The sequence below is a fragment of the Streptomyces eurythermus genome, assembly GCF_014649115.1.
In the GTDB taxonomy this organism is placed as follows: Bacteria; Actinomycetota; Actinomycetes; order Streptomycetales; family Streptomycetaceae; genus Streptomyces; species Streptomyces eurythermus.
Window position 1 is genome coordinate 103,509 of record NZ_BMSK01000010.1, and the last position, 14,664, is coordinate 118,172.

At 75.1% G+C, this 14,664-nt stretch carries 14 protein-coding genes; 9 read left to right on the forward strand and 5 right to left on the reverse strand.

Features of this window, described 5'->3' with window-relative positions; translation table 11 throughout:
* Positions 1 to 50: 50 nt before the first annotated feature.
* Positions 51 to 1,718 carry a DNA alkylation response protein gene (locus IE251_RS20260; RefSeq protein WP_189754404.1) on the forward strand — a complete coding sequence of 556 codons (1,668 nt, stop codon included), beginning with the start codon at positions 51 to 53 and terminating at the stop codon, positions 1,716 to 1,718.
* A 259-nt stretch (positions 1,719 to 1,977) separates the two neighbouring features.
* Here IE251_RS20260 and IE251_RS20265 read toward each other — a convergent pair whose 3' ends face one another.
* Positions 1,978 to 2,565 carry an Rv1733c family protein gene (locus tag IE251_RS20265; RefSeq protein WP_444545175.1) on the reverse strand — a complete coding sequence of 196 codons (588 nt, stop codon included), beginning with the start codon at positions 2,563 to 2,565 and terminating at the stop codon, positions 1,978 to 1,980.
* A 279-nt stretch (positions 2,566 to 2,844) separates the two neighbouring features.
* Between IE251_RS20265 and IE251_RS20270 the strand changes: the two genes are divergently transcribed.
* The 4 genes from IE251_RS20270 (at position 2,845) to IE251_RS20285 (ending at position 6,817) form a co-directional block, all read left to right on the forward strand.
* Positions 2,845 to 3,933, forward strand: coding sequence for a WD40/YVTN/BNR-like repeat-containing protein (locus IE251_RS20270; RefSeq protein WP_189754406.1), 1,089 nt, complete (start codon positions 2,845 to 2,847; stop codon positions 3,931 to 3,933).
* A gap of 144 nt (positions 3,934 to 4,077) precedes the next feature.
* Entirely contained in the window at positions 4,078 to 4,755 is a 678-nt protein-coding gene (locus tag IE251_RS20275) for a uracil-DNA glycosylase (protein ID WP_189754407.1), read from the forward strand.
* On the forward strand, positions 4,752 to 5,726 hold the full coding sequence (locus IE251_RS20280) for an N-acetylglucosamine kinase (RefSeq protein ID WP_189754408.1): 975 nt from the start codon (positions 4,752 to 4,754) through the stop codon (positions 5,724 to 5,726). Before IE251_RS20275 ends, IE251_RS20280 begins: the two co-directional genes overlap by 4 nt.
* A 164-nt stretch (positions 5,727 to 5,890) precedes the next feature.
* Positions 5,891 to 6,817, forward strand: coding sequence for a sirohydrochlorin chelatase (locus IE251_RS20285; protein ID WP_189754409.1), 927 nt, complete (start codon positions 5,891 to 5,893; stop codon positions 6,815 to 6,817).
* 258 nt (positions 6,818 to 7,075) lie between these two features.
* On the opposite strand, the gene IE251_RS20290 is transcribed toward IE251_RS20285, so the two are convergent.
* Both IE251_RS20290 and IE251_RS20295 read right to left on the reverse strand, forming a co-directional pair.
* Entirely contained in the window at positions 7,076 to 8,113 is a 1,038-nt protein-coding gene (locus tag IE251_RS20290) for a lactonase family protein (protein ID WP_189754410.1), read from the reverse strand.
* Positions 8,114 to 8,229: 116 nt separating this feature from the next.
* The gene (locus tag IE251_RS20295) at positions 8,230 to 9,723 is read right to left on the reverse strand and encodes an FUSC family protein (RefSeq protein ID WP_189754411.1); all 1,494 of its coding nucleotides are present in this window, start codon (positions 9,721 to 9,723) and stop codon (positions 8,230 to 8,232) included.
* 230 nt (positions 9,724 to 9,953) lie between these two features.
* On the opposite strand from IE251_RS20295, the gene IE251_RS20300 reads away from it, so the two are divergent.
* The 3 genes from IE251_RS20300 (at position 9,954) to IE251_RS20310 (ending at position 12,741) form a co-directional block, all read left to right on the forward strand.
* Positions 9,954 to 10,433, forward strand: a complete 480-nt coding sequence (locus IE251_RS20300; RefSeq protein ID WP_030775346.1) for an Lrp/AsnC family transcriptional regulator — start codon at positions 9,954 to 9,956, stop codon at positions 10,431 to 10,433.
* A gap of 20 nt (positions 10,434 to 10,453) precedes the next feature.
* Positions 10,454 to 11,143 (forward strand): HAD family hydrolase, encoded by a 690-nt coding sequence (locus IE251_RS20305; protein ID WP_189754412.1) that lies wholly within the window; start codon positions 10,454 to 10,456, stop codon positions 11,141 to 11,143.
* 98 nt (positions 11,144 to 11,241) lie between these two features.
* Positions 11,242 to 12,741, forward strand: a complete 1,500-nt coding sequence (locus IE251_RS20310; RefSeq protein WP_189754413.1) for an MFS transporter — start codon at positions 11,242 to 11,244, stop codon at positions 12,739 to 12,741.
* 60 nt (positions 12,742 to 12,801) lie between these two features.
* Here IE251_RS20310 and IE251_RS20315 read toward each other — a convergent pair whose 3' ends face one another.
* Positions 12,802 to 13,602: a LysR family substrate-binding domain-containing protein gene (locus IE251_RS20315; RefSeq protein ID WP_189754414.1), complete on the reverse strand. Its 801-nt coding sequence runs from the start codon at positions 13,600 to 13,602 to the stop codon at positions 12,802 to 12,804.
* 82 nt (positions 13,603 to 13,684) lie between these two features.
* On the opposite strand from IE251_RS20315, the gene IE251_RS20320 reads away from it, so the two are divergent.
* Positions 13,685 to 14,092: a DUF5997 family protein gene (locus tag IE251_RS20320; RefSeq protein WP_189754415.1), complete on the forward strand. Its 408-nt coding sequence runs from the start codon at positions 13,685 to 13,687 to the stop codon at positions 14,090 to 14,092.
* Between the two features lie 71 nt (positions 14,093 to 14,163).
* Here the strand turns inward: IE251_RS20320 and IE251_RS20325 are convergent, their stop codons facing one another.
* Complete coding sequence (locus tag IE251_RS20325) at positions 14,164 to 14,586, reverse strand: secondary thiamine-phosphate synthase enzyme YjbQ (RefSeq protein WP_189754416.1); 423 nt, start codon at positions 14,584 to 14,586, stop codon at positions 14,164 to 14,166.
* Positions 14,587 to 14,664 lie beyond the last annotated feature (78 nt).

Here is a 14,664-nt window from a genome sequence, read left to right on the forward strand (position 1 = left end):
CTGCTTGTTGCAGCATTGCTACGGCCGCACGGAGAGTGCAACATGCTCGTATGGTCTCGATTCCCGCGCAGTCGCCGCCCCAGCCGCAGTCCGGCACGCACGACGTCACCAACCAGCCCCCGCCGCTCGCCCCGTACGACGCCTCCGACGACCCGGCCCTGCTGGAGGGGCTGCGCCGGGAGGGCGCCGGATGGGCCGAGGAGAACCTCCGGCGGCTGGGGGCGCGCGCCGGGAGCGCGCAGGCGCAGGAGTGGGGCGAGCTGGCGAACCGGTACGAGCCGGTGCTGCGCACCCACGACCGCTACGGGCACCGCGTCGACGAGGTCGACTTCCACCCCGCCTGGCACCACCTGATGCGGACGGCGGTCGCCGAGGGCCTGGCCGGCGCCCCATGGGCCGACGACCGGCCGGGCGCGCACGTGGCCCGGACCGCGGGCGGCCTCGTGTGGGGGCACACCGAGGCGGGACACGGCTGCCCCACCTCGATGACGTACGCGGCCGTACCCGCCCTGCGCGCCCAGCCGGAACTGGCCAAGGTGTACGAACCGCTGCTCACCAGCCGGGAGTACGACCCCGAGTTGCGCGTGCCCACCGACAAGCCCGGGCTGCTCGCCGGGATGGGCATGACGGAGAAGCAGGGCGGCTCCGACGTCCGTACCAACACCACCACCGCCACACCCACCGGCGAGCCGGGCGTGTACACGCTGCGCGGGCACAAGTGGTTCACGTCGGCGCCGATGTGCGACGTCTTCCTGGTGCTCGCGCAGGCCCCGGGCGGGCTGTCGTGCTTCCTGGTGCCGCGCGTCCTGACGGACGGCAGCCGCAACACCTTCCGCATCCAGCGGCTGAAGGACAAGCTGGGCAACCGCTCCAACGCCTCCTCCGAGCCGGAGTTCGACCGGACCGTGGCCTGGCTGGTGGGGCCGGAGGGGCGGGGCGTGAAGACCATCATCGAGATGGTCAACTGCACCCGGCTGGACTGTGTGATGGCCTCGGCGACCCTGATGCGCAAGACGCTGGTCGAGGCGGGCCACCACGCCCGGCACCGCAGCGCGTTCGGCGCCCGGCTGATCGACCAGCCGCTGATGCGCAATGTCCTCGCCGATCTCGCGCTGGAGTCGGAGGCCGCGACGACGCTCACGCTGCGCCTCGCCGGCGCGGCGGACCGCGCGGTGCGCGGGGACGCCGGGGAGCGGGCCTTCCGGCGCATCGCCACCGCCGTCGGCAAGTACTGGGTCACCAAGCGGGGCCCGGCCTTCACCGCCGAGGCCCTGGAGTGCCTCGGCGGCAACGGGTACGTCGAGGACTCCGGCATGCCCCGGCACTACCGGGAGGCCCCGCTGCTGTCGATCTGGGAGGGCTCCGGGAACGTCAACGCGCTCGACGTGCTGCGCGCCCTCGGCCGGGAACCGGACACCGCCGAGGCCCTGTTCGCCGAACTCGCCCTGGCGCGCGGGGCCGACGCCCGCCTCGACGCGACCGTGGCCGCGCTCAAGGACGAGCTGGCCGGAACCGATCAGGTGGGCGCCCGCCGGCTGGTCGAGCGGATGGCGCTCGCGCTCCAGGCCTCCCTGCTGGTACGGCACGCCCCGCACCCGGTCGCGGACGCCTTCTGCGCGTCCCGGCTGGGCGGCGACTGGGGGCACGCGTTCGGCACCCTTCCCGCCGGGACCGGCCTCGACGCCATCCTGGAGCGCGCCCTGCCCGGCGGGAACTGACCGCACCCCACGCGCGCACGCGTGCCCGTGACAACCGGCTCCGGACGTCATCGGTGCCGTGGCGCGCACGCGCGCGTGGAGGGAGCTACGTGCGGGCGGGGTGGCCGGGGACGAAGGGCTGCGCCTCTTGCGCGGGCAAGCGGGGGCGGGCCGGAGAGGGGACCACGGGACGACGGGCGAGGCGGCCACCCGGCTTCCGGGACGGGAACCGGGAACCGGGAACGGAGGACCCCGGGAACCGAGGGCCGCTGACCGGCCGTCAGACCATGCGTCCCCACTGCGGGCCGAGGCGGGCCCATTCCGTGTCCCACTCCCGCATACGGCGGCGCTCCAGGCGGCCCCGTACGGCCAGACCCGTGACGCAGGGCACGGCGGCGGCGCTCACGCCGACCAGGAGGCCGATCAGGGTGGCCCGTAAGGCGGCCTCGGAGGCGCTGGTGGGGCGGTCGACGAGCCGGCCCCGCGGGTCGGTCCAGACGGTGACCGGCGTGCCGGGCGCGCTGCCGGAGCGTACCCGGATCCGGCCGGTGTGGGAGGAGCCGTCGACCGCCGTCCAGCGGACCTCGGTCCAGATCCGCTCCCCCGCCGGGGCGCGGTCCTCCCGCGCGGCGGACTTCGCCGGGAGCGGCGTGACCACCCGGGCCACGGTGGGCCGCCGCAGGCTCCGTTCGCGGGCGAGCCCGTGCTCCACCGCGCCGGCCGCCGCCAGGCCCGCCAGCACTCCGGCCAGGACGGTCAGCAGGAAGGCGCCGAGCACCACCCATGCCTCCACCACATCGGCCCGGCGTCTGAGCGGGTTCCGCCGCCAGCGCCACAGCCACACCTTCGGACCACGGAACGCCTTCAAGGGCATCCTCCTCACGAGCGCACCGACCGGCCGGACCGCCCTCCCGTACGGGAGGGATCGCTCCGCTGCTCACGACGAGCCGTCACCCCGACGGTCGCACGAGACACCCCTCTTGCGCAGGCGCATGCCGGAACGGAACCGGCCGATCTTCGCCATTCGCCGGTGACATGGGCCGTGAGCTGCGCGGACGCCCGTTGCGGGGGGATTGTCAGTGGTGGGGTGCACACTGGCCGATATCTGACGACTACCTGGACAACGGTGTCCTGGAGGTGATCGGTCATGGCCGAGGTACTGCTCGCGGTGGGAACCCGCAAGGGCCTGTTCATCGGGCGGCGACGGGGCGGCGGCCGCTGGGAGTTCGACGAACGTCCGTATTTCGACGCGCAGGCCGTGTACTCGGTCGCGATCGACACCCGGGCGTCCCGGCCCCGGCTGCTGGCGGGCGGCTCCAGCACACACTGGGGGCCGTCGGTGTTCCACTCCGACGACCTCGGCCGCACCTGGGCCGAACCGGCCCGGCCCGCCGTGAAGTTCCCGAAGGACACCGGCGCCTCCCTGGAGCGCGTCTGGCAGCTGCATCCGTCCGCGGCCGAGCCGGACGTGGTGTACGCGGGCACGGAACCGGCCGCGCTGTACCGCTCGGAGGACCGCGGCGAGAGCTTCGTCCTGGTCCGGCCGCTGTGGGAGCACCCGACCCGGTCCCGGTGGGTGCCGGGCCTGGGCGGCGAGGGCCTGCACACGGTGCTCACCGACGCCCGCGATCCGCGGACCGTGACGGTGGCCGTCTCGGCGGCCGGGGTGTTCCGCACGGCGGACGGCGGGGCGAGCTGGGCGCCGTCCAACTCCGGGGTGTCCGCGGTGTTCCTGCCGGACCCGTATCCGGAGTTCGGCCAGTGCGTGCACAAGATCGCCAGAGACGCGCGCGACCCGGACCGGCTGTACCTCCAGAACCACTGGGGGGTGTACCGCAGCGACGACGCGGGCGCGCGGTGGACCGACATCGGCGCGGGCCTGCCGTCCACGTTCGGCTTCGCGGTGGCCGCCCACCCGCACCGGGGCGGCACGGCGTACGTCTTCCCGATCGCCGCCGACGTCGACCGGGTGCCCGCCGAGCACCGCTGCCGGGTGTTCCGCACGGCCGACGCGGGCCGGTCCTGGGAGCCGCTGGCCAAGGGCCTGCCGGAGGCGGACCACTACGGCCCGGTGCTGCGGGACGCCCTGTGCACGGACGACCACGACCCCGCCGGGGTGTACTTCGGCAACCGCAACGGCGAGGTGTTCGCCTCCGCCGACGACGGCGACAGCTGGCACCTGCTGGCCGCCCACCTGCCGGACGTCCTGTGCGTACGAGCGGCGGTGGTCGGCTGAGCGGCTCGCGGACGAACCCGGCCGCACCCCCTGCGCGCACCCGGTGGCGGGGGCGATCGGGCGGGCCGGTGCGGGTGGCCGGACCCGGTCGTGCTGCGGCCGTCGGTTGATCGGCGACGGGCGTACGGCAGTAGGGTGACGCCCGTGGCACCACGACCGTTGCATGAAATCGTCGAACCGGGCTGGGCGAAGGCCCTCGAACCCGTCGCCGGACGGATCGCCGACATGGGCGACTTCCTGCGCGCGGAGATCGCCGCGGGACGCACGTATCTCCCGTCCGGACCGAACGTCCTGCGGGCCTTCCAGCAGCCCTTCGACGAGGTACGCGTCCTGATCGTCGGCCAGGACCCGTACCCCACGCCCGGGCACGCGGTGGGGCTGTCGTTCTCCGTAGCGCCGGAGGTACGCCCGCTGCCGCCCAGCCTGATCAACATCTTCCGCGAGCTGCACAGCGACCTGGGGCTGCCGCAGCCGTCCACCGGGGACCTCACCCCGTGGACACAGCAGGGCGTCCTGCTGCTGAACAGGGCGCTGACCACCGCGCCGCGCAGTCCGGGGGCGCACCGCGGCAAGGGCTGGGAGGAGGTCACCGAGCAGGCGATCCGGGCCCTGGCGGCACGCGGGAAGCCGCTGGTGTCCATCCTGTGGGGCCGCGACGCCCGCAATCTGCGTCCGCTGCTCGGCAGTCTGCCGGCGGTGGAGTCCGCGCACCCCTCGCCGATGTCGGCCGACCGCGGCTTCTTCGGCTCGCGCCCGTTCAGCCGGGCCAACGACCTGCTGATGCAGCAGGGCGGACAGCCGGTGGACTGGCGTCTGCCGTGACGACCGCGGGATATCTCGCCGTGGACTCCGGCGGTTCCGGCCTCCGGGTCGCCGTCGGTGTGCCCGGGCGGGAGCCCTCGGCGCGGGGTGAGACCCGGGAGCCGGTCCGTACCGGCGCCCGAGGCATCGACCCCGCCCACCTGATGGCCCAACTCGCCCCGGTGGCCCGGTCCCTGGCCGCCGAGGCGGGGCTCGACGCCTTGCCCACGGCTGCCGTCGGGGCCGCCGGGTTCGCCAGCCTGGGCGAGGCCCTGCGCGCCGAACTGCCCGGCGCCCTCGCCCGGGAACTGGGTGTGCGCGCGGTGGCGCTGGCCGCGGACGCCGTCACCGCGTACGTCGGCGCCCTCGGGCCGCGTCCGGGCGCCGTGCTGGCCGCGGGCACCGGACTGATCGCCGTCGGCACGGATCTGACGGGCTGGCGGCGGGCCGACGGCTGGGGGCATCTGCTGGGCGACTGCGGGGGCGGGGCCTGGATCGGGCGGGCCGGTCTGGAGGCCGCCCTGCGCGCCCACGACGGCCGCGACGACGGTTCCGCGCCGCTGCTGGCCCGCGCCGAGGAGCGATTCGGCCCGGTGCGCGGCCTGCCCGGCCTGCTGTATCCCCGGGCCGACCGGGCCGCCGTACTGGCCTCGTTCGCGCCCGAGGTGGCCGCGTGCGCCGCGCACGACCCGGTCGCCGCGGACGTCCTGCGCGCGGCGGCCCGGCACATGGCCGATTCCGCCGCCGCCGTGTGCCCGTCCGACGGCGCCCCCGAAGTGGCGCTGACCGGCGGTCTGTTCAGGATGGGGGACCCGCTCCTCGGGCCGCTGCGCGAGGAGCTGGCGCGCCGGCTGCCGCACGCCCGGCAGGTGCCGGCCGAAGGAGATCCGCTGCACGGAGCGGTGCGGATCGCGACGGATCTGGCGACGGACCGGCTCACCCTGCCGGGTGAACCGGCGCTGTTGTACGTGGTGCGCGACCAGAACGGCTGAGGGTCCCGTTCGGGCGGTTCCGTCCCGGTGCCGGGTCATGCGTCCGGCATGTGCCCGGTCCGGGTGGTATCCGCGCGTAACTCATCAGACAAAACCGGACGGATACCGCTCACCTGCACCCTCCCCGAACGGAGGAGCCCACGAAACCAGTAACATGCGGCGCCATGAGCTCCCCCACTGGACCCGCGTCCGGCCTGCCCGTACGAATGCCGCGCCCCCGCCAGCCCGGACGGCACCGCCGCCCGGAACCGCTGGTGGCTCCCGAGGGCGCGCCCGCGCTCGTCCTCGCGGTGCCCGGCGCGCCCAGCGCCGGCACGCGCGGCCTCGCCGAGGAGGTCGTGAGCATCGCCCGCTCCGAACTGCCCGGCCTGGACGCCCGGATCGGGTATGTGGACGGGGACGACACCGAGTTCCCCACGCTCCGCTCCGTGCTGGCGCGCGCCGCCGAGGAGCGCACCGCGCGGTACGAGCAGGCGCTCGCCGCCGGGGTCGAGGGGGTCACGGAGCCCGAGGGGCCGGCCGCCGTCGTCGTCCCGCTGCTGGCCGGTCCGGACAGCGCGCTGCTGCGGCGGATCCGGCAGGCCGTGATGGACAGCCGGGTCGCCGCCGAGCTGACCGATGTCCTCGGCCCGCACCCGCTGCTCGCCGAGGCGCTGCACGTGCGGCTGTCCGAGGCGGGTCTGGCCCGTGCCGACCGCGCCCGGCTGTTCACCGTGGCCACCGCCGCCGACGGCATCATCCTGGCGTCCGTGGGCGGCGAGGAGGCCGTGCAGGCGGCCGGGATCACCGGCATGCTGCTCGCCGCGCGCCTGGCCGTGCCGGTGATGGCGGCCGCCTTGGACCAGGAGGGCTCCATCTCCTCCGTGGCCGAGCAGCTGCGTTCCGCGGGTTCGCAGCAGCTGGCCCTGGCGCCGTACCTGATCGGCCCGGAGATCGACCCGGAGCTGCTCGCCGCGGCGGCCGAGGAGGCGGGCTGCGCGACGGCCGAGGCGCTGGGCGCGTACCCGGCGGTCGGCAAGCTCGCGCTCGCCAAGTACACGACGGCGCTGGGCATCGCTCCGCGGCAGCCGCAGGGCGCCCCGGTCCGCTGATCCGCCGGCCACCGGCGCACCAGGGCTCAGGGCTCGCGTACGACACGGGGCCCGCTCCCTACCGGAGCGGGCCCGTCGCCGTATCCGGGCGGCGTGGCGCCTCCGCCGCGATCCGCGTGTGCCCGGGCGGCGCGGCACCACCCCGCGGTCCTCGCCGTATCCGGACCGCGCGGCGCCACCCGGCGGTCCGCTCCCGCCCCCTCCTGGGCCCGCCCCCCCCCGCTCCTAGGCCCGCCCCCTCCTCGTCCGCTCCCGTCCTCAGCCGAAGACGACGCAGGAGGCCGCGGCGACCCGCACCGAGCCGTCGTAGCGGGGGACGCCCGTCGTCGGGTCCACGGCGAACCAGGAGACGTCGCCGGAGCGCTCGTTGGCCGCGTAGAGGAAGCCGTCGTGTTCGGCCAGCGCGCGCGGCCAGTGCCCGCCGCAGGGCACCGTGCCGGTCAGCCGGAGCCCGTCCGCCTCGACGGCGAGGACCGACAGGACGTCCTCGCCGCGGGTCGCGGTCCACACGAAGCGGCCGTCGGGCGAGACGACGATCCCGGACGGGTAGGCGTCGCCGGCCGGCGCGTCGCGCAGCACGGGAACCTCGGTCAGGGGCCTGAGCGTGCCGCGCCCGGCGTCCCAGCGGCACACCGTGACCGTGGGGGTCAGTTCGTTGACCACGTAGGCGTGGCCGCCGTCCGGGTGGAAGGCGAGATGGCGCGGGCCGGAGCCGGGGCGCAGGGCGAACTCGCGGTGCACGACGGGGCTGCCGTCCACCAGGGTGCACACCCGGACCGAGTCCGTCCCGAGGTCGACGCTGACGGCCCACCGGCCGCTGGGGTCGGGCTGCACCTGGTGGGCGTGCGGGCCGCGCTGCCGCCGGTCGTGCGGCCCGGAGCCGGTGTGCTGGAGCCGTCCGGAGGGCATGCCGGCGAGCGAGCCGTCCGGGCGCAGGGGTACGGCGGTGACGCTGCCGCAGCCGTAGTTGGCGGTCAGCACGTGCCCGGCGTACAGGCCGAGGTGGGTGGGGCCGCTGCCGCCCACCGGTACCGGGGGCCCGGCGGGTTCCGGCCGGTCCCCGGTGACACGGTAGGCGGCGACGGCCCCCTCGGCGGTCTCGCTGACCGCGTAGAGGGTGCGTCCGTCCGGCGCGAGGGCCAGGTAGGAGGGGTCGGGGACGTCCTTGACGGCGGACAGCAGGGTGAGGGCCCCGCCGCCCGGCGCGACCTCGGCGGTCACCAGTCCGGGGCCGCCCGCCGCCGTGAACGATCCGATGAACGCCCGGCGCCTGCCCGCCCTGCCGTCCCCTGCCACCGCTGTCCCCTCTCGGTCGAGCCCGTCGAGCCGGTCCGGGGCCGACGGTAGCAGTCCCCCCGGCGCGGTCTAGACCAAGGGGCGGCGGCAGGGCGGTTCGTGCCGTGCCGGGGCGCTCAGGCCTCGACCAGCCGGGACCGGGACGGGGTGCGCAGCGGCTCCGCGAGATCGGCGAGGGCGCGCTCCAGGCCGTGCAGATGGGCGAGGGCGGGTTCGGCGGGCGGTTCGGCGGGGTGCGCGACGGGTTCGGCGCGGCCGGCGGTGAGGGCCTCGACGGCCGCCTCCACCCGCCAGCAGGCGGCGGCGAGGCGGGCGTCGTGGGATGCCTCGGGGTCGGCGGCGATCGCGACCAGGCCGCGGACCTCGCGGGCGCAGTCGTCGAGCAGCGCCAGGACCCGGCGGGCCCGCGCCTTGCGGGCCGGCATCGGGTTCAGCGGGTGCACCAGCGGTGCCACCGACAGCCGTACCCGGCCGAGCAGCTGCTCCAGTTCGGCGACGCGCGGGGCGGGGTCGGCGGTGGCGGAGCCGGCCAGCCGGGCCGCGGCCTCGGCGGTGCAGGCGTGCACGCAGCGCAGGGCCCGCTGGATCCAGGCGTCGGTGGTGGCGTGCGTGGTGACCGGGAGCACGCACAGGACGGCGAGCACGGCGCCGAGCGCGCCCACCCCGGTCTCGGCGAGCCGCAGCGCGAGCAGCCCGGGGCTGAGGACGCCGAGCAGGCCGTAGAGAGAGGTGGCGAGCAGGGTCACCCAGAGCATCATCCAGGTGTAGGAGACGGCGGCGGTGTAGAAGATGCCGAAGACCGAGACGGCGACGAGGACCGCCGTCGGGACGGGCGCGCCGTGCACGGGGACGGTGACGAGCAGGCCCAGGCCGATGCCGAGCACCGTGCCGAGGACCCGGCGGAAGCCGCGGACCAGGGTCTCGCCGCGCGAGGCGGTGTTGACGAAGATCCACCAGGTGGCGCCGACGGCCCAGTACCAGCGCTGCCCCGACACCAGCTGCCCCACCACGAGCGCGAAGCCGGCCCCCGCGGTCGCCTGGACGGCCTGCCGGGTGGTCACCCGGGCGAGGCCGGTGCCGCCGAGCGGGGCCGGTGGGGCGGCGGCCGGGGCGAGCCGGCGCTCGTAGCACCACAGGCCGAAGCGGACGCCGGCCGCCGCGAGCACGGACAGCAGCACGGCGGCGTACAGCTCGGGCAGCCGGTCCGGGGTGGCGTGCAGGAACTGGGCCACGAAGAAGGTCATGAAGGCGAACACGCCGAGGCTGTGCCCGCGCGGGCCCCACCGCCGGGCGTAGACGCCGGCGCCGGTGACGGCCAGGAAGGCCAGGTCCCGGGCGACGGGGTGGTCGTGCAGTCCGGCCGCGGCGGCGAGCACCGGCAGGCCCACGACGGGCAGCAACGCGGTGGTGACCGCCTGGCCGCGCACGGTGGGGTCGGCGACGGTGAACAGCGCGAGCAACGCGGCGAGCCCCCCGGTGACCGCTCCGGGGAGGGAGTGTCCGGCCAGTCCGCAGACCACGACCGCCAGCCCGATGCCGAGGACGGCCCGCGCGGCGAAGCGCAACCGCGTCCGCCCTGGGTCCGGTGCCACGAACATCCTCTTCAGCACTGCTGCCCTCCCCTGGGAACACCGATACGGAAAAGGCGCCGCGGGGACCCGCAGCGCCATTGACACGTCCATGAGAGCATCACCGGGCTCACTGGCTCAAGTGAGCCCCGTTTCGCCGGTCCATTGGCCCAGCACGGTCACTCCACCCGTACCCACCGGAATGCCAACGGACCAGGTCGGAGGGCATACGGGGCTCCACCTCGGCTGGGCCATTGGTACAGTCGTCCATCATGGCCGTGGACGAACTCGACACCCGCATCCTGCGACTGCTCCTGGAGCAGCCGCGCACCAGCGTGCGCGAGTACGCCCGCATCCTCGGCGTGGCCCGCGGCACCCTCCAGGCCCGACTGGACCGGATGGAGCGGGAGGGCGTGATCACCGGCACCGGCCCCTCCCTCTCCGCCGCCGCGCTGGGCCATCCGGTGCTGGCGTTCGTGCACATCGAGGTCACCCAGGGACACCTGGACGACGTGGGGGACGCGCTGGCCGCCGTGCCGGAGATCGTGGAGGCCTTCTCGATCACCGGCGGCGGGGATCTGCTGGCCCGGGTGGTGGGCCGGGACAACGCGCACCTGGAGGACGTGATCCAGAAGCTGATCAGCCTCCCGGGCGTGGTGCGCACCCGCACCGAGGTGGCGCTGCGCGAGCGGGTCCCGTACCGGCTGCTGCCCCTGGTGGAGTCGGTCGGCCGGGCGACGGCACGCGGCTGACGGTTGGCATGCTGGGCGCCATGAGCGATCTCGGCACCCTCTCGGTCATCTTCGATCTCGACGGAACGCTCGTGGACAGCGAGCCGCACTACTACGAGGCGAGCCGGCAGACCCTGGCCGCCCACGGCGTCCCCGGATTCACCTGGGCGGACCACGAGGGCTACGTCGGCATCAGCACCCGGGGGACGGTGCGGATCTGGCGGGAGCGCTACGGACTGCGCGCCTCGGAGCCGGAGCTGCTGGCCGAGACGAACCGCCGCTATCTGGACCTGGCCCGCACCCGCACGCACGCGTACCCGGAGATGCGCGCGTTCGTGGAGCTGCTGGCCGCCGGGAACGTCCCCATGGCGGTGGCCTCGGGCTCCTCCCCGGAGGCCATCGAGGCCGTCCTCGCGGGCACCGGCCTCGCCGCGCACCTGCGGACGACGGTCTCGGCCGACGAGGTCCCCCACGGCAAGCCGGCCCCCGACATCTTCCTCGAGGCGGCCCGCCGCCTCGGCACAGCCCCGGCCGACTGCGTGGTCCTGGAGGACGCGGCCCCCGGCGCCGCCGCGGCCCACGCGGCCGGCATGCGCTGCATCGCCCTCCCGTACGTCCCCGCCCAGGCGGATGCCCCCGAGTTCGGCACCGCGTCACTACTGCTGCGGGGCGGCCAGGCGGACTTCAGGGCGGGGCCGGTGTACGACTGGCTGCGCGACGGGGCCCGCTGAAGCAGCGCGGGCCTCGGAACGGACCTGCGCGGGCGTGGCTCCGCTACGGACGGCCCTCTGCGCGTGCGCGGTCGACCGTGACTGCATAGCGTGACCCCATGAGCACAGTCCAGGCACGGCCCGCCCCCGACGAGCGGCGGTGGAAGGCGCTCGGGGTCTGTCTGGCGGCGGGATTCATCTCGCTCCTCGACACCTCGATCGTGAACGTGGCCCTTCCCTCCCTGGAGCACGGGCTGGGGGCCTCCGAGGCGGTTCAGTCATGGGTGGTCTCCGGGTACGCCCTCACCTTCGGGCTGGCGCTGGTGCCGGCCGGCCGGCTGGGCGACATGCGCGGCCGGCGTCAGGCCTTCCTGGTCGGCCTCGCCCTGTTCACGGTGGCCTCGCTGGCGTGCGGGCTCGCCTCCGGCCCCGGCTGGCTGGTGGTGTTCCGGCTGATCCAGGGCACGGCGGCGGGCATGGTCGCGCCGCAGACCTCGGGGCTGATCCAGCAGATGTTCCAGGGCGCCGAGCGGGCCAAGGCCTTCGGTGTGCTGGGCACGGTCATCGGGGTGTCGACGGCGGCGGGCCCGCTGGTGGGCGGGCTGCTGATCGACGCCGCCGGCACCGACGACGGCTGGCGCTGGGTGTTCTTCGTCAATCTGCCGATCGGGGTGGCCGCCTTCGCCGCGGGAGTGCGGCTGCTGCCCCGCTACCCGGCGGCGGGCAAGCGCGAGGTGTTCGACCTGTTCGGGGTGCTGCTCCTCGGCGCGGGCGTGCTCGCGCTGATGCTGCCCCTGGTGCAGGAGCAGCAGTGGACCGGACGGGAGAAGTGGGCGCTGATGCCGGTGGCCCTGGTCCTGCTGGGCGCGTTCTGGGCCTGGGAGCGCCGGCAGGGACTGCTCGGACGCGCCCCGCTGGTGGACCTGGGCCTGTTCTCCCTGCGTTCGTTCACGCTGGGCGCCCTGATCAGCCTCACCTATTTCGCGGGCTTCACCACCGTCTTCTTCCTCTACGCCCTGTACCTGCAGAACGGCGTCGGCTACAGCGCGCTGGCGTCGGGGCTGACGGTGCTGCCGTTCGCCGCTGCCTCCGCGGTCGGGGCCGCCGCCGGCGGGCGGCTGGTGGTGCGGTTCGGCCGCAAGCTGGTCGTCATCGGGCTGGGCGGCGTGGCCCTCGGGCTGCTCGGAGTGATGGTGGCGGTGGCCCTCGTACCCGGGCCGAACCTGGGCTGGGCGTCGGCGCTGCCGCTGCTCGTCGGAGGCATCGGGTCCGGCCTGACCGTCTCCCCGAACACCACCCTCACGCTCACCCGGGTCCCCGTGCAGCGCGCGGGCGCGGCCGGCGGCGTCCTCCAGACGGGCCAGCGCGTCGGCTCGGCCGCCGGGATCGCGGTGGTGGGCTCGGTGTACTTCGCCCACCTCGCCAACCACGGCCGCACCGACACGGCGATGCAGATGGGGCTGCTCTCCGCCGTCGGCATCATCCTGGTCGCCCTGCTGCTGGCGGTCGCCGACATGCGGGAACGCCATGTCCGGCCCGAGCCGGAGAAGGCCGCGGAGCCGGCCGGGCCGGGGCGGGGGGAGGGCGGTGCCGTGGAAGGGGTACGGCCGGGTACGTGAGGAGACGGCGGCCGCCGGCGGCGGTGAACGCCCTTCCGTGCCGTCTTGGGCAGGCCGCGCTCAGGACCTCCGGCGCGGTTTGCCCCGCTTGGCCGGCTTGGCCGGCCGGCCGCCGGTGCGGGCGCCCGCCGTGCGGCCCGCCGGTTTGCCGGAGGACTTCGCCGACGACTTCGCCGTCGACTTGCCGTTCTGCTGGGTGCCGCTCCGGTCGGAGCGCCCCGGCCGGGCGTCGGCCGCGGGTCGGGCCGTCGTACGGCCCCGGGTGCTGTTGACCGTGCGGCCGCGGACGATGCCGATGAAGTCCTCCACCAGGTCGGTGGTGGCCTCCTCGGGCCAGGACAGGGCGATGCTCGACTGCGGTGCGTCGACGACCGGGCGGTAGGTGAGGTCCCGGCGGTGGTACAGGCGGGCCAGCGACTGCGGTACGACCAGGAGGCCGATGTTCGCCGCCACCAGCTCGATGGCGTCCGGGGTCGTGGCGGGGCGCTCGAAGGCGGGTTCGCCCGGCGGGGCCTCCCAGTCGAAGACGTCGTCCAGGGGGTGCAGGAGCACCTCGTCGGCGAGGTCGGCCAGGGTCACCTCCTCCGCCGCCGTGATCAGGTGGTCCTTGGGGACCACGACCACCGTGGTCTCCGTGTACAGCGGGATCGCGCTGAAGTACGTACGGTCGACCGGCAGCCGGACGAAGCCCGCGTCCGCCTCCCCCGCGCGCAGCACCCCGGGCGCCTCGGCGGCCGGGACCTGGACGAGGGTGAGCTGGATGCCGGGCAGCCGCTCGTTCCAGATCCTCACCCACTTGGCGGGCGTCACCCCGGGAACGTACGCGAGCCGGAACGACGGTGATTCCTCCGAGCCTGTCACCAGGCCAGACTACCGGCCGCCGGCGTCCGTCCGGTTCCCGCCGTGGTCGGCGCCCGCGCACACGGCCGATACCCTTGACCTCATGAAGTCGCAGCAGAGCACCCAGACGATGAAGCCCGCGACCGCGGCGAAGAAGCTGGGTGTGTACCTCCCCGCCACCCCCGCCTCCTTCCAGGAGGGTGTGGTCTCCCGCGCCGAGCTGAACGAGCTCCAGGCCGACCCGCCGGAGTGGCTGCGCGAGCTGCGGCTCAACGGTCCCCACCCGCGCCCGGTGGTGGCCGCCAAGCTGGGCGTGTCCATCGCGGGTCTGGCCCGGGGCGGCGTCACCGAGGCGCTGACCACCGAGCAGATCGAGGCGCTCAAGCAGGAGCGGCCCGAGTGGCTGGAGAAGGAGCGCGCCACCCAGGCCGAGGTCCGCAAGGAGGCCGCGCGGCTGAAGAACGCGAAGAAGGAGAAGGCGGACGAGGAGGGCGCCGCCGGGCGCCACTGACCCGTCCGGCCCCGCCCCGTGGCGGGGCCGTTCCGCGCCGCCCCGGGAGAGCCCGGCCGTCCCCCGGCGCCTCAGCCGAGGAAACTCAGCCGTACCCGGCGGTCGGGGTTGTCCTTGTTGGTGTCCACCAGACACACCGACTGCCAGGTGCCCAGTTCCAGGCGTCCGCCGATCACCGGGAGGGTGGCGTGCGGCGGGACGATGGCGGGCAGGACGTGATCGCGTCCATGGCCGGGGCTGCCGTGCCGGTGCTGCCAGCGGTCGTCGGCGGGCAGCAGGGTGTGCAGGGCCGCGAGGAGGTCGTCGTCGCTGCCGGCGCCCGTCTCGATGACGGCGATCCCGGCGGTGGCGTGCGGGACGAAGATGTTGAGCAGACCGTCCCGGCCGGCCGCCGCCTCCCGCAGGAACTCCTCGCAGTCGGCGGTCAGATCGACGACACGTTCCCGGGTACCGGTGGAGACGTGCAGCACACGCGTGGTGAAGGCATCGGACATGCCCCCATCCTGACCCATGCGCCGGATTTCACACGTCCGGCACCCCCCATTTCTGATACGGCAGGTCCACAAAACGAG

Bases quoted from the DNA above. Each gene is read 5' to 3' on its own strand.
- IE251_RS20305 (WP_189754412.1), top strand. From the start codon at position 10,454: ATGAGCGATCTCGGCACCCTCTCGGTCATCTTCGATCTCGACGGAACG.
- IE251_RS20310 (WP_189754413.1), top strand. From the start codon at position 11,242: ATGAGCACAGTCCAGGCACGGCCCGCCCCCGACGAGCGGCGGTGGAAG.
- IE251_RS20285 (WP_189754409.1), top strand. From the start codon at position 5,891: ATGAGCTCCCCCACTGGACCCGCGTCCGGCCTGCCCGTACGAATGCCG.
- IE251_RS20270 (WP_189754406.1), top strand. From the start codon at position 2,845: ATGGCCGAGGTACTGCTCGCGGTGGGAACCCGCAAGGGCCTGTTCATC.
- IE251_RS20325 (WP_189754416.1), bottom strand. From the start codon at position 14,586: ATGTCCGATGCCTTCACCACGCGTGTGCTGCACGTCTCCACCGGTACC.
- IE251_RS20300 (WP_030775346.1), top strand. From the start codon at position 9,954: ATGGCCGTGGACGAACTCGACACCCGCATCCTGCGACTGCTCCTGGAG.
- IE251_RS20260 (WP_189754404.1), top strand. From the start codon at position 51: ATGGTCTCGATTCCCGCGCAGTCGCCGCCCCAGCCGCAGTCCGGCACG.
- IE251_RS20320 (WP_189754415.1), top strand. From the start codon at position 13,685: ATGAAGTCGCAGCAGAGCACCCAGACGATGAAGCCCGCGACCGCGGCG.